The 15923-nt window shown below is 45.6% G+C and carries 7 protein-coding genes; 2 read left to right on the top strand and 5 right to left on the bottom strand.

Translation table 11 applies throughout. The annotated features are described in order from the left end of the window. Positions 1 to 856: 856 nt before the first annotated feature. Positions 857 to 3454 carry a bifunctional aconitate hydratase 2/2-methylisocitrate dehydratase gene (gene acnB / locus Q4Q54_RS16475; protein ID WP_311989004.1) on the bottom strand — a complete coding sequence of 866 codons (2598 nt, stop codon included), beginning with the start codon at positions 3452 to 3454 and terminating at the stop codon, positions 857 to 859. A gap of 434 nt (positions 3455 to 3888) precedes the next feature. Between acnB and hxpB the strand changes: the two genes are divergently transcribed. Beyond that, a complete protein-coding gene (hxpB, locus tag Q4Q54_RS16480) occupies positions 3889 to 4548 on the top strand; it encodes a hexitol phosphatase HxpB (protein ID WP_311989005.1) in 660 nt (219 codons plus the stop codon). Between the two features lie 115 nt (positions 4549 to 4663). Beyond that, positions 4664 to 5017, top strand: coding sequence for a DUF2845 domain-containing protein (locus Q4Q54_RS16485; RefSeq protein WP_006083338.1), 354 nt, complete (start codon positions 4664 to 4666; stop codon positions 5015 to 5017). A 79-nt stretch (positions 5018 to 5096) separates the two neighbouring features. Here the strand turns inward: Q4Q54_RS16485 and Q4Q54_RS16490 are convergent, their stop codons facing one another. The 4 genes from Q4Q54_RS16490 to lpdA all read right to left on the bottom strand — a co-directional run bounded on the left by Q4Q54_RS16490 (position 5097) and on the right by lpdA (position 15857). After that, positions 5097 to 7139 (bottom strand): M13-type metalloendopeptidase, encoded by a 2043-nt coding sequence (locus Q4Q54_RS16490; RefSeq protein WP_311989006.1) that lies wholly within the window; start codon positions 7137 to 7139, stop codon positions 5097 to 5099. A 231-nt stretch (positions 7140 to 7370) separates the two neighbouring features. Then, a complete protein-coding gene (locus Q4Q54_RS16495; protein WP_311989007.1) occupies positions 7371 to 9587 on the bottom strand; it encodes a patatin-like phospholipase family protein in 2217 nt (738 codons plus the stop codon). 230 nt (positions 9588 to 9817) lie between these two features. Further along, a complete protein-coding gene (locus Q4Q54_RS16500; RefSeq protein WP_311989008.1) occupies positions 9818 to 14290 on the bottom strand; it encodes an EAL domain-containing protein in 4473 nt (1490 codons plus the stop codon). A gap of 139 nt (positions 14291 to 14429) precedes the next feature. Next, a complete protein-coding gene (lpdA, locus tag Q4Q54_RS16505) occupies positions 14430 to 15857 on the bottom strand; it encodes a dihydrolipoyl dehydrogenase (protein WP_006084361.1) in 1428 nt (475 codons plus the stop codon). Positions 15858 to 15923: the final 66 nt, after the last annotated feature.

A 15923-nucleotide genomic window follows, 5' to 3' on the forward strand; every position in this document is an offset into this window, starting at 1 on the left:
ATTTGTTTCCGCATTCTTTTCATAAAGAGAAGAAAGCGAAACCAAAATTATGTACATATTGCTATGAACACTCTTCATCATTGATTTAATTCTTTGACTGCCAACCCGAAGGTTAAGCAGTTTCGATTAACTCAACACCTGTGAGTGTCCACACAGATTTCTTGTTTTATCTTGTTAAAGAGCAACTCAATATTCGTAAGAGAACTTGAGTACCACACTGAGCGCCGAACGCTTCCAGTTGGCTAGGGCTGCGTATTCTACGCATTTCCCGTTTCGCGTCAAGGAGTTTTTGCAAACTTTCTCAACGCTCATCAATCAGTAAACTCATCGATGAACTGTCACATCAGGCTGCTTAACGCTGTCTGCCGTGTCAGTGGATGCGCATTATAGGGAGCAGGAGATTTTGTGCAACCCCTATTTTAAGGAAATTTGCAGTTAATTCTAATTATCTAATCTAACCACACCATACCCACCACTTACCCCCAAAGTTATCCACACTTTAGTCAAAACAATGCCTTTACTCTGCATTTTTCATAGCAAAAGCCCATGGAATGATCTGTTGGTAAATATGAAAATAGAAGGTTCAGTCTTTCAAAAACTAGATTCAGTGAGGTGAAGCCGGACACTGATTGGGATAGCGCCTTTAGTGAACAACCTAAAGACAGATGCACTTGGCTATTTATGCTTATTTATTAATGCTTCGTTATTTATAGAATCCTAGCCTGTTATATGGAAGAGACGAAGCATCACTATTTAGATGAGCTATTTGTACATATATATGCGCAGAGAGAAACTTACCCACAAAAAAGCCAGCTTACGCTGGCTTTTGACATCAAGTTACCTTAACGGTAATCGATTATACGGCTGACTGGAAGATCACTTCTGAGGCTTTCTTAGTGTAAGACTCAATTTGATCGAAGTTCAAGTAACGGTAAGTGTCAGCCGCTGTCGCGTCCAACTCTTTGGCGTATTCTTGATATTCTTCAGGTGATGGCAGACGACCTAACAGTGCAGCTACCGCAGCCAGTTCAGCAGAGGCTAAGTATACATTAGCATCTGTACCTAAACGGTTAGGGAAGTTACGAGTCGACGTCGATACCACAGTCGAACCTTCAGCCACACGTGCTTGGTTACCCATACACAGTGAACAACCTGGGATCTCGATACGCGCACCTACACGACCGAAAATCGCATAGTAGCCTTCTTCAGTCAACTGATCTCTATCCATCTTAGTCGGTGGTGCAATCCACAGACGGGTTGGCAGAGTTTTAGCAAACTTATCTAGCATCTTACCGGTTGCGCGGAAGTGACCTATGTTGGTCATACAAGAACCAACGAACACTTCGTCAATCTTAGTTTGCGCAACAGATGACAGCAGAACGGCATCATCAGGATCGTTCGGCGCACACAGGATTGGCTCTTTGATGTCGTTCAAATCGATTTCGATTACCGCAGCGTACTCAGCATCTTTATCGGCGCTCATCAGTTCAGGATTCGCTAACCACTCTTCCATACCTTTGATACGACGTTCAATGGTACGACGATCGCCGTAACCTTCAGCGATCATCCACTTCAGCATGATGATGTTTGAGTTCAGGTATTCGATGATAGGTTCTTTGTCTAACTTGATAGTACAACCGGCAGCAGAGCGCTCAGCTGAAGCATCAGACAGTTCGAAAGCTTGTTCAACTTTCAAGGTTTCAAGACCTTCGATTTCCAGTACGCGACCAGAGAAGATGTTGACTTTACCTTTCTTCTCAACGGTAAGCATGCCCAGTTCAATGGCTTTTAATGGGATAGCATGTACCAGATCACGCAGTGTGATACCGGGTTGCATTTTGCCCTTGAAGCGCACTAATACTGATTCCGGCATGTCGAGCGGCATAACACCAGTCGCCGCAGCAAACGCCACTAAGCCAGAACCTGCTGGGAATGAAATACCGATTGGGAAACGCGTATGTGAGTCACCACCCGTACCAACGGTATCTGGCAGCAGCATACGGTTTAACCATGAGTGGATTACGCCATCGCCTGGACGCAGTGATACACCGCCGCGGTTCATGATGAAATCTGGCAGAGTATGATGTGTGTTCACATCAACAGGCTTTGGATAAGCCGCAGTGTGACAGAATGACTGCATAGTCAAATCAGCACTGAAACCTAAACAAGCTAAATCTTTCAGCTCGTCACGGGTCATAGGACCAGTGGTATCTTGTGAACCAACGGAGGTCATCTTAGGTTCGCAGTATTGGCCAGGACGCACGCCAGCTACGCCGCATGCTTTACCAACCATTTTCTGTGCAAGCGTATAACCTTTACCCGTATCAGCCACGTCTTGTGAACGCACGAATACGTCAGATACGCCTAAACCTAATACTTCACGGGCTTTGTCAGTTAAACCACGACCAATGATCAGTGGAATACGACCACCAGCACGAACCTCGTCTAACAGCACTTCAGTTTTTAAGCTGAATTCTGAAATCACTTCGTCGCTGTCGTGACGCTTAACCACACCGGCGTATGGGTAGATGTCAATCACATCGCCCATTTCCATTTTGTTTACGTCAAGCTCAATTGGCAGTGCGCCCGCATCTTCCATAGTGTTGAAGAAAATCGGTGCAATTTTACCGCCAAGGCAGAAACCGCCAGCGCGCTTATTGGGTACGAATGGAATGTCATCGCCCATAAACCACAGTACTGAGTTAGTCGCTGATTTACGTGATGAACCGGTTCCCACAACGTCGCCCACATAGACTAGTGGGAAACCTTGCGCTTTTAACGCTTCGATTTTTTTCACTGGGCCAACGGCGCCAGCAACGTCAGGCTCGATACCATCACGGGCGTTTTTCAGCATAGCTAACGCGTGTAATGGAATATCAGGACGTGACCAAGCATCTGGTGCTGGTGACAAGTCATCGGTGTTGGTTTCACCAGAGACTTTAAATACTGTCAGAGTGACTTTGTCGGCCAGTTTTGGACGGTTTAAGTACCAATCTGCATTCGCCCACGCTTCAACCACTTGCTTAGCAAACTCATTGCCTGCTTCCATCTTCTCAACCACATCGTGGAAAGAATCAAACATCAGCAGAGTGTGAGATAAGGCTTTAACGGCTAAAGGTGCTAACGCTGGGTTATCCAGCTGCGCGATTAGAGGTTCGATGTTGTAGCCGCCTTGCATAGTGCCTAATAACTCAGTAGCACGCTCAGCAGACAAAATAGGTGATTTTTCAGTGCCTTTGGCAACCGCATCTAAGAAAGCAGCCTTAACATAAGCGGCTTCATCAACACCTGGGGGAATTCGATTTTCAAGCAGGTCGAGAACGAAAGCCTCTTCACCTGCGGGTGGGTTTTGAACTAACTTAACCAGTTCAGCCACTTGATGTGCATCTAATGGCTTAGGGACTACGCCCTCTGCAGCACGTTCTGCGACGTGTTTACGATATGCTTCTAGCACGGCAACATTCCTCTTTGTTTGGCGCTCTAACAACGAAACTGCACGTCTTCTTAATTGAAGCTGACAGTCCGACATGATCGACCCGTATTTCCGGCCTGCAGTATACTACAGCTTTGCAAAAGTATGAATCAGGTCACACTCGGCAAAAAGCGAAATAAGGACTAAATCCGGCGGCGAATGCCAACTTACGGGAATATTAAAACAAGTGAAATTAGACAATAGTTTGAAAACAGACAAAAAACCATACACTACAAATAGTTAACAATGTTTCATTAATTTTAAATCGAACAGGCAATTTTCAGCGCCCTAGATCAAATATGTGTAAATTTTTCTCATCTTGCGCCATTTTGGCTTTTAAGATGCAGTGCGAGAACTTACACTCAGGCTTAATTTACTGCATATCTCAGTTATTTCCCCAGTCCATCGGAGCACCAATGACATCCCTTAGCATTCAAGCCGTTATTTTTGATATGGATGGCGTTTTAATCGATTCAGAACCCCTATGGCAGCAGGTCGAGTATGAAGTGTTATCCGCACTTGGCGTGCCCGTGACCATAGAAACGATTCAACAAACCACAGGTTTACGTATCGATCAGTGCGTCGATTATTGGTACCACAAGGCTCCTTGGCCTCACTACGACAATGCCAAGATCAGCCAAGCGATTGTTGATAAGGTCGCGAGTGAAATTCTGATTAGCGGCGAAGCTATGCTGGGCGTTCACGAAGCAATTGATCACTGCCAAACACTGGGTCTTAAAATCGGCTTAGCTACTTCATCCCCAAATACTATTATCCAAGCAGTATTAACTAAGTTAGATCTCAGTGAAAAGTTTATGGCGATAGAATCGGCTGAACACCTGATCTACGGCAAGCCACACCCTGAAGTGTATTTGAATTGCGCTAAGGCGTTAGATGTCGATCCCCGCTATTGCCTTGCGATCGAAGATTCTTTTAATGGCTTAATTGCCGCCCGAGCGGCCAATATGCAAACGCTTGCGATCCCCGCGCCAGAGCAAAGAAGCGAAGCTAAGTGGGTTATCGCCCACCATCAGGCTGAGAACTTATTGGCCTTGCCGACACTCTTAGCTCAATAACGCCATAACACGCCTAGTCTCTGCTGGGCGGATAAGCTTAGTTTTAGCTATATGGATAATGAGTCTTTGTCGTGTGGATGAATAGCAGAATGATGTATGTCCGAGAGGGGAGCCAATGAAGTACCTGTCTTTATTATCACCCGTATTATTACCCATGGGCTTAATACTCATGTCCGTCAGCTTGTCCGCTAATGCGGGTGGTGCTATGCACTGCAAGCAACAAGTGGTCAACACTGGCGATACCTTAACCACTGTGCTGGAGAAGTGCGGCTCACCCAGCGATATTCGTGAGTACAGTCTGCCAGCGACTTATCTCAACTCAGACGGCGACCGAGTGATCGATCCCAGCAAGTTGCCGACTGAGTATCAAGAATGGACCTATGACTTTGGACCGACACGCTTAATGCGCCGGCTTTATGCCACTGATAATAAAGTCACTAAAATCGAATCCTTAGGTTACGGACATTAATCAGCAGCATCCTAGATTATTGTCGTCAATAAAAAAGCCAGACATTGTCTGGCTTTCTTGTTTCAATCAACTGAATGTATTACCAAATTTTTACACGTTCATCTGGCGTCAAATACATTTTATCGCCTTCTTTCATCTCGAAAGCTTTATAGAAGGCTTCCACGTTACGCGGCGTCCCCATAGCGCGGTAGTGACTCGGTGAATGCGGATCTGTCAGCAAACGACGGCTCAGCTCTTCATCACGGTAGTTACGACGCCATACTTGCGACCAACCCACAAAGAAGCGTTGCTCACCCGTTAATCCATCAAGCACTGGCGCTGGTTTGCCATTAAGGCTCATTAGATACGAGCGTGCCGCTACGGTTAAGCCGCCTAAGTCGCCGATGTTTTCCCCTAAGGTCAAATCACCGTTAACAAACTTGCCGGGCAGTGCTTCATAACCTGAGTATTGCGCTGACAGTTGTTTACCGCGTTTTTGGAACTCTTCGCGGTCTTTATCTGACCACCAATCCCGCAGGTTACCGTCGCCATCGTACTTAGCGCCTTGGTCATCGAAACCATGGCTGATTTCATGGCCGATCACAGCTCCGATACCACCGTAGTTCACCGCATCATCGGCATCCATATTGAAGAATGGCGGCTGCAGAATCGCAGCAGGGAATACGATTTCGTTTTTCACTGGGCTGTAATAAGCGTTCACCGTTTGTGGCGTCATGCCCCATTCGGTACGATCGATTGGCTTGCCAAGCTTGTTGATCATGTCTTGATATTCAAACTGTGCGTAACGCATGTAGTTACCGACTAACTCGTCAGCCTTGATATCTAAACCTGAGTAATCTTTCCACTTATCTGGATAACCGATTTTATAGGTAAACTTAGCCAGTTTTTCTTGGGCGGCGACTTTGGTTTCTGGCGTCATCCACTCAAGTTCATTGATGCTGACTTCAAAACCTTTGATCAAGTTTTTGATCATGGTTTCCATACGCGCTTTAGCTTCTGGCTTGAAGTATTGCTTAACATACTCTTCGCCCACTAACTCACCAATCACTTGGTCGGCGCCATCAACGGCTTTTTTCCAGCGTGGTTGTTGCTCTTCGATACCCATTAAGGTTTTACTCTTAAAGGCGAAGTTCAAATCAACAAAGTTTTTGCTCAGTAACTCGGCGTAGCTATCTACTAAGTGGAACGCGAGATAATCCTGCCAAGCCGATACAGGGAAGGTCTCGAAACCTGCACCGAGTTTTTCGAAGTAAGAAGGTTGGCGCACTATGATGTCAGTGACTTTGTCGCCTAAACCTGCGCTGGTCGCGAAGGCATTGAAATCAAATTGACCCGTTAACTTTTGCAGTTCAGCGCGATCTAACTTGTTGTAAGCCTTATTGGCGTCACGAGATTCCACTCGGCTCCACTGACTTTTGGCGATCATCATTTCAATATCGGCAACGTTTTTAGCCGCGCGTTTAGCATCCTTGTAACCCGCTTCGGTCAGTATGTCTGTCACATACTTGGCCATGGCTTGGCGATTAGCGGCAAACTTAGGGTCATCTTTCAGGTAATAATCTCGGTCCGGCAGCGTAAGGCCCGACTGACTTAGATACACGGCGTACTGAGTTGAGTTTTTGGCGTCATTATTGACGTAAAAACCAAAGGGAATACCAGAGCCGGTCGTCAGCAATTTACCCATAACGGCAGGTAAATCAGCATGTGTTTTTGCGCTAGCAATATCGGCCAGCAATGGCTTAAGCGGAGTCACACCTAAGGTCTCAAGCAAATCGGCATTCATAAAGCTGGCATTGAAATCACCAATCTTCTGCTCATTAGAACCTGCCGCTGGATTCTTTTTAGCAGCCGCTTCGTCGATGATCTTTTTCAATGCATCTTGGCTTTGATCGTACAGCACAGAAAATGCGCCGTAGTTAGACTTGTCGGCAGGTATAGGCGTATTCGCCAACCATTTACCGTTAACGCTGTAATAGAAATCGTCTTGATGGCGAACTGAGGCATCAAAGTTTTGCAATTCAATGCCAGAAACCGCGGCGACTTCAGTTTTAGGCTCAGTACTACAAGCGGCTAAACCTAAACTCAGGGCGATACCCAGTGCCAGTGTGCTTATCTTCTTCATTGTTTTCCCCAGCTTCCTTAAGAGTTATTATTTTTCCCGCAAAACCTTAGCATCTTGGCACGCCCCACAGTAGCAAGATTTTGTAAAAGGATATGACACTTTAGCGACGCGCGAACCGATTCAGGCACTATGCCATCAAGACCGTTTAGGATTTTTATCGCACAAAAAATAAGGGCACGACCTCAGTCATGCCCTTAAGCTCTTAACATCAATCTCAAACTAGAACTCAAACTAGAAGTTTTTACCCACAAATAAATAGAAGGACTTATCGCCAAGATCTGTGATCCCAAAGCCGATTGCCGCAGGTCCCATGGAAGTATCAGTACCAATGTAGAGACTCGATGCATAAATCAGATCAGTGAGAGTGACTTCAGAGCGCTCATCCCAGACATTCCCCGCTTCCAAACTCCAACCTAGATACAAAGGATAATCTGTCATTCCGAGCGCATCACGCCCGAGATCATATTGATAAACAAAGGCGCCAAAGACTTTATGCGCGCCTGTCAGTGAGTCTTTATGGTAGCCAGATAGATTTAAAAATCCACCCAGCTCAGATAGATGCAGCGTATTCATCCCATCATTATCGTTGGTTGAAATCGATGCCTTACCCACAAAAGCATGATTGCCGACACTCAAGGCGCCCTTCCAGTCGGCCTCTATCTGCACACTGTATTGGTTTTGGTTATCGTCGATAATGTCATCGAAATCTTCATTGCGCACATAGACGTTTAAGGTCACGCGATTACCCGATGTCGGGAAACTAATACTGTCTAAGCTGTCGTAGCCGAATCTAAAGTAAGCTCCATAGGAGCTAAAATCTAAGTCCCGTAACAGCCAGGCATCATTAATTATCGCGCCCTTCTCCGCCACTAAACCCAGTTCAATCGTGCCCTGTGATGTGTAGTTGTAGCCGATACCCAGTTCTATGGTGTGGGTTTTCTTGTCAAAGGTTAGCAGACGATTGTTATTATCGTATAAGTCCCAATTACGGGTATCGTATTGATAACGAGCGCGGCTAAAGAATTGTTGGTCTCTGTCTAATGGCTGATAGAACTCAGTCGCAAATAACTTTTCCATACCGAGTTTGATTTCATTGCGCCACTCGCCGCCATTGAAGGTCAAATCCGTCATGGTATAGGCCATGTCAAAACTGATGGCAGATTCAGAGTTAAAATCATCCTCCCAGTTAAAGCCTAGTTGGAAATAATTTGGCCCCCAAGACTTAGCTTTAGTAGTCACAGTCAGTACTCGGCCGTCTTCACCCTCGACAAACTCAGCATCGACACGCTCAAACTTATTGAGGGAGTAAATACGCTTTAACGCCTCATTCAGCTCGTCCTTAGACACAGCTTGCCCAGGTTTAATGTTCAAGGTTTCCGTTAAGAGATTCAGACTCACCTTAGATTGGTTATCGAAGACAATTTCATTAACAGAATGACGCACATCCGCCATTAACAACTTACCTTTGGCTTTTTTGGCCTCGACGTAGGCGGCATATTCCTCAGGGCTCACGCTCATGCTGCTCAGCTTATCAAGCTGTCCATTAGCGGCTTCTTTGCCGAGGGTTAATGCCAAGGGCATGATAGTGAAATCTGTAGTGCTCAAGGCGTCGATCGCGGGACGGATCAACACATCCTTATCAGTCAGCAGCAGTTTTTGTTTTTCGGTGCTGGCATTGGTCAAAAAGTTGGAGAGCTGATCGAGTACGGCAATAGTGCTGTCTAATTTATCTTTTTTGACTAGAGGTGAACCAATATCGACGGCAATAATAATATCGGCGCCCATGGCCTTAACGACATCGACAGGCATATTGTTGGCAATACCGCCATCGACCAATAACTTACCGTCAATTTGAGCGGGCTGCAGCGCACCGGGAACCGTCGCAGAGGCTTGCATGGCTTTGACCATACTGCCGTGACTGATCACCACAGGTAAGCTGGTTTCTAAATCGGTCGCCACTGCACGGTAAGGAATGGCTAAATCATCAAAATCACCAAACTGCTGTACTAGATCGGTAGACTGACGCAGAAGTTGCGACATAGTTTGACCACGCAGCAACCCACTTGGCGCCCTTACTTGGCCTTCGTTATAACCAATGTTCAGTGGAATGTTGTAGCGATCGCGTAACTGTTTATCCCTATAACTCAAAATATTGCGCGGGATAGTATCCGAGTAGCCACTGTCCCAATCAACACCCATCATGATCGCTTCGACTTCGCTGGCGCTGTAACCCAAGGAGTACATGCCTGCGACATAGGCACCGATACTCGTGCCCGCGATGTAATCGACCGGGATATTATGTTCTTCTAATATTTTAAGCACCCCCACATGGGCTGCGCCTTTAGCGCCACCACCACTGAGTACGACACCAATTTTAAGGCGCTCTGCCGCCATCGACGGAGTCATGCACATACACAAAATAATAGAAGCGAGTAGTTGACGCATCATGGTGAGGTTACTTTTTTATGGGATAAAAATCCGAGTTATATTACCAAACTTATCGATTTAACCGTCAGTCATATTTTATCTGGACCGACTAGTGATAAGACTGTGTACTATTTACACAAACAGGTGAAGTTTAATTGAATAAATGCCGAAACAAAATATCAATCCTAACTGAATATATCGTCATTTAAATTTCAAGGACGCTAGTGAATATCTTGCTGTTATAGCCTAGCTTAATGTTCAATAACGACGATTCTGTTATCTGTTTCTAAATAGCGTTCAAAATCATCCACGCACATAGGCTTAGCAAAATAATACCCTTGAATAATATAACAGCCGCGGCTAAAAACTTGCTCTAACTGTTCAACCGTCTCAATCCCTTCGGCAACCACATTTAATTTAAGGTTACGGGCTAATTCAATAATACTGCTCACAATCGCCTGATCGGCCGTATTAGTGGCGATATCAATTAAGAAGGAGCGATCGATTTTTAAGGTGTTTACTTCAAAATGGCGCAAATAGGCCAGCGAAGAATATCCCGTTCCAAAGTCATCAATGGCAACTTCAATCCCTAAGGATTTCAAACGCGTAAGATGGTCTTGAGCAACATGCAGCTCCTTCATCAATACGCCTTCGGTGATTTCTAAACCTAAAGATGCCGTCGGCATTTGGGTGTCATGCAGGATTCTTTGTATGTCTTCAATAAAATCTGGCTGCCTAAAATGCACCGCCGAAATATTAACCGACAACTTAAAAGTAGCGCCATAACGCTTTGCCCAATGCGCCCCCTGTACACAGGCTTGCCTTAACACCCAACGATCAATATCCACAATTAAGCCGCAGGCCTCGGCAACTTTAATGAAAATATCGGGACGAATAAAACCGTCCTGCGGATGTTTCCAGCGAATTAATGCTTCCATTCCTATGGGCTTATCGTTACGTAAAATATCAATTTGCGGCTGGTAATAAAGCTCAAACTCTTGCCGTTCGATGGCTTTACGTAAATCGGCCTCAAGCCGTAAATGATAGAGGGCTTGGGCATTACGTTCAGAAGAATAATATTGGAAATTCCCCCGCCCTTCTTCTTTGGCGTGGTACATAGCGAGATCGGCATTCTTGATAAAAGCCTCAGGCTGCACCGCATCGTCGGGCCAAATACTGATGCCAATACTGGTCGAAATATAAAACTCACGACCATATAACTTAAAAGGCGCCACAATTTGTTCCAGTAGTCGCTCGGCAATGTGATTGATCTCGTCAATGCTATTGGCATTTCTGAGTAAAATCACAAATTCATCGCCGCCAAAGCGGCAGAGCATATGCTCGCTAGCAATACAAGATTGCAGTCGGCTTGAGGCTTCGACCAGTAAGGCATCGCCCATGCTATGTCCATAGGAGTCATTAACATGCTTAAATCTATCGAGATCTAAGAAGAGTAACGCTAATTTCTCACCCGTTTGCTGCGCGGCCTGAATCGACTGTAATAGACGGCTAGAAAATAAGGAACGGTTTGGCAACCCAGTAAGCACATCGTAATTAGCTAAGCGGCGTAAATCGGCCTCAGTCCGTTTACGTTCGGTAATATCCGAGAATACCACCACATAATGGGTCACTTTACCGTTAGTACTTTGCATCACCGACACGTTCAGCCACACGGGGCAAGGTTGCTGACTGGCATTGATTAACTCACGCTCGCCCGTCCAAGACTGGCTATCACTAAGAAGTTGCTGGATTTCCGATGCCAAACCGTCATTCATCTGCACGAATTGAGCAAAGGATTGACCGACTAAATCAGCAGAATCGATGCCGATAATTTGTTGTGCAGCGTAATTCGCCACGCGAATACTGCCTTCGACATCTAAAATCAGTACACCTTCAGAGGTGTTACCAAAGGCTTTTGCCAGCAAATTCACTTCATCTTCTAACTGGCGTTGCACGGTAATATCACTATAAATACCCGCGACCCGCTCAACCTCATTGGAGTGTTTATTACGCGCAACGGGTCGCCCTTTTACCCTTAACCAGCCCCAATTACCCTCCTTGCGCTGATAACGATATTCGGCTTCGAATCTATCGTTCTCCCCCGATATCATGCTATTCCACTGATCGATCACTTTTTCCCTATCCTGTGGATGCACGGGCAAATCCTCTAAACTCACCACAATCTCATTGGCATGGGTACCAAGCACAGAACCGCGATTATCGAGGTGAAATGCCTGCGTATTCTTATGCCATTCCCAGAGATCTGAGTCACTGCCGCGTAAAGATTGCCTTAGTCTGTCATCACTCTCAGTTAATGCCTGATTCATTTGTTTAAAGGTATTGATCTGACGTTGTCGGTACCAAGCAAGACTTAAGGCAATAATGGAAAATAACAGCAGTAAAATGCCCTTAAAACCTTGGGATAACCACCAATGCTGCTCAACATAAAAGGGATAGGTAAAAGGTTTGTCTGACCATATGCCATTCACCTGACTCAAAATATCTAATACATAACCACCCGCAGCTAAACCTGCGAGGTTAATCTGCGCCTCCCCCTGAAGCAGCACATAACGACTCTCTTCATCTTGATGACGTAAGCGATATTTAAATTGGATGGGCGAATCATCGAGATAATCTAAGTTAGTGATTTGAAAACTAACCATATTGGCTTCGGGTTTGATGGTCATCAGGTTACGCGGCAACAAGGAAACTTCTGTCGTGTTGTTATAGTAAACAGAGACAGATTCAAGCATCACATGGTCATCGGTAATGCGGTTAGCCAGCCTATCGACATCCAGTCGCATCACGCCCTCGGGCGTGCCTAAGTAAAAGCCTGTTTTAGGTGAGTAAAAATAGGCGCCTTCGTTCATCTCATCGGAAATTAAACCATCGAGTTGATTAAACATTGCGATATTGCCTGTTTGAATATCCTGACGAATCAAAGAATCCGAGCAGCCCACAAGATTAGACTTAGGCGTTTTTTGAATAAAAAACACTGAGCTGCAATTTAATTGCCATTCGGAAGTCAGTGAAATTAACGATCCCGTTTGCTGATGGTATTCGAATAAACCTTTTTCATAGGAGCCAAACCAGATCACCCCAGGTGACATTTCTTCAATATGACTGACCGTTGGCTGTGCCGCAAAGGCGTTAAATAACTGCCGCTGATCATGAAACTCGTTTTGGCTGTCGATATAGCCAAAGACTTTTTTACCACTAACCCACAGACGACCGTCAGACGTACGATAAATCGTGCGGATAACGGGTCGCTTGGGGCCATCAAATTTGTCCGATGATTTATCAATATCAAAGGGCTGAGGTTCGTACAGTCCCATTTCCCAAAAATACAGCCCTGATGTGGTCGCAATCCAAATGCGTCCTTTCAGTTTAGGGTCGAGGTAGGTTTTATAAATGAGCTTATTTTTAAAGCCATCATTACCGTGAGTCCACTTAGCAAAACTGCTGCCTTGCAAAGTGTCTTTATCGACAACAAAGAGACCGCTAGTTGTCGATAGCAGCAAATAATGTCCCTCAAACTCACTGATATCATAAATGCTTTCATGGGGATTAAATCCCTCAATCTGCACATTAAATGCTTTACTACTGCCTTTAGCAATAAAATCCAAATTGGAAGAACCTAGCCAAACGCCTTCATCACTGGCATGTACTGACCAAGTCATGGCATCGCTCAATTGATAGGGTTCATCGCCGGTATAAGTGTCGAGGATAAAATCAGGCTGTGACGCCAATAAAGCCAATCCATCGCCTGAACCTCCGACCCACATCAAACCCGCATCATCAAACAACATGGCTTTTAGCGTTTCCATGTCGGCCTCAACCTTCAACTCCTTTTGATAGTTTTCAATCTGCCGCGTTTCGGGCGACCATTTCAATAAACCGATGCGACTGGAAAACCACAGATCCCCTTTAGCATCCTCAATGATCACTGTGCTCCAATCGGGCAATTCTGGCACGGGGATAATCTGCCTAGAAACTTGATCTAATTGATAAACGCCGCGGCCAGTCGCAATCCAGATCCTATGCTGAGAATCCTCTAACATATCGAGAATACTGCCCATAGATTCGGTCCAAGAGTATTGGAATACCCGCTCGCCATTTTGCTCTAGCAACTCTAATTGCAAGGTTCCCGCGACCAGCATTTGACCATTCGGCATGACCAGCAATTTACGCCAAGGAAGATCGCGGTTAACCGGCAATTGAGTAATAAGGCGCAGCTCGGACTTTGAAGGGGAGAATTCATATATCTGGCCATTATCGATTAACAATCGCCATGTTTTACTATTTTTTCGGGCTGCCGAGACCAGTGCACCACCGGGAAACTGCGGGAATAAATAGGGAGAACCAAAGGCGGTAAATTGATTTTGGACAATATCGTAGAGGTAAATCGCTGCGTTAGTGCTGACCAATAACTTATCACGTTCTATGTTCACCACTGAGGTTAAAAAGTCATCCGCCAGTCGCGATTCGGTGCCGATTTTATCGATACGCCGCACCTTAGAATTACTGACTCGATACAAGCCCTGCTCAGTCGCTGCCCAAACAAAACCGTAATCATCTAAGGCCAAACCGCGGATACTGGTGACCGCTAAACCGTCCCTATCAGTAAAAACTCGCTGCACAAAACCGCCCGCCCAAGCCGAGTGGACGCAAGTCAGTGAAAGGATGAAACATGTCAGAATTGTTCTAATTATTTTTGTTTGCATGTGACGGCTTACTTCATACCATAGTTGTACTGTAGCAGCTCAATCCTATCAATTCATCCGCTTGTTTACATAAAATTTACAAAAAAATACAGGCAATAAAAAAGCGCTCAAATGAGCGCTTTTTTAATCGACAGCTAAATTACTTTTTCTTTGCCTTTGGGTTTGGCAAATCAGTAATAGAACCTTCGTACATTTCAGCCGCTAAGCCCACTGATTCGTGCAGTGTTGGGTGAGCGTGAATGGTTAATGCTAAATCTTCAGCATCACAACCCATTTCAATCGCTAAACCGATTTCGCCTAACAGCTCGCCGCCGTTAACGCCAACAATAGCACCACCGATTACGCGATGAGTGTCTTTGTCGAAAATCAGTTTAGTCATGCCTTCGCTCGCATCAGATGCGATAGCGCGGCCACTTGCAGCCCATGGGAAAGTTGCGGTTTCGTAAGCAATACCTTGCTCTTTCGCTTCTTTCTCAGTTAAACCAACCCAAGCGACTTCTGGGTCTGTGTAAGCAATTGATGGGATCACTTTTGGATCGAAGTAGTGCTTCATGCCAGCGATAACTTCAGCCGCTACGTGGCCTTCGTGCACGCCTTTGTGAGCCAACATAGGTTGACCAACGATGTCACCAATTGCATAGATGTGCGGTACGTTAGTACGCAGTTGCTTATCAACCTTGATAAAGCCACGCTCATCAACGTTAACACCTGCTTTTTCAGCATCTAACGACTTGCCATTAGGTGCACGGCCAATTGCTACCAATACGGCATCGTAACGGACTGCTTCAGTTGGTGCGCTCTTACCTTCCATAGAAACATAAATACCGTCTTCACGGGCTTCTACCGCTGTGACTTTGGTTTCAAGGATCAGGTTGAATTTCTTCTTGATTTGCTTAGTGAATACGCGAACAACGTCTTTATCAGCTGCTGGGATCACTTGGTCGAACATTTCAACCACGTCGATCTCGCTGCCTAAAGAAGCGTACACAGTACCCATTTCTAGGCCGATAATACCGCCGCCCATCACTAACAACTTGCCTGGAACTTCTTTCAGTTCTAATGCGTCAGTCGAATCCCAAATACGTGGATCTTCATGCGGAATGAATGGCAGTTTGATTGGGCGAGAACCCGCAGCAATGATAGCTTGCTCGAATTGAACCACTTTGACAGTGCCATCTTCAGCAGTCACTTCTAGCGTGTTAGGGCCAGTGAATTTACCAAAACCGTTAACCACGTTAACTTTACGCATTTTGGACATACCGCCCAATCCGCCAGTTAATTGGCCAATGACTTTTTCTTTAAAGCCACGTAACTTATCTAAATCGATAGTTGGCTCGCCGAAAACCACACCGTGAGCAGCAACGGCTTTGGCTTCTTCGATAACTTTAGCAACATGTAATAGGGCTTTAGATGGGATACAACCCACGTTAAGACACACGCCGCCTAAAGTGCTAAAACGTTCAACGATAATGGTTTCTAGACCTAAGTCCGCTGCACGGAAAGCCGCAGAATAACCTGCAGGACCTGCACCTAATACCACTACCTGAGTTTTGATTTCGTTACTCATGTTTTCCTCTAATTCTCATTCAATCCGTTGGAGGAGCTATCCTGCCAACCGAAAATGCGCCAGCGC

This window comes from Shewanella sp. SP2S2-4, assembly GCF_031932025.1.
Taxonomy (GTDB): Bacteria; Pseudomonadota; Gammaproteobacteria; order Enterobacterales; family Shewanellaceae; genus Shewanella; species Shewanella baltica.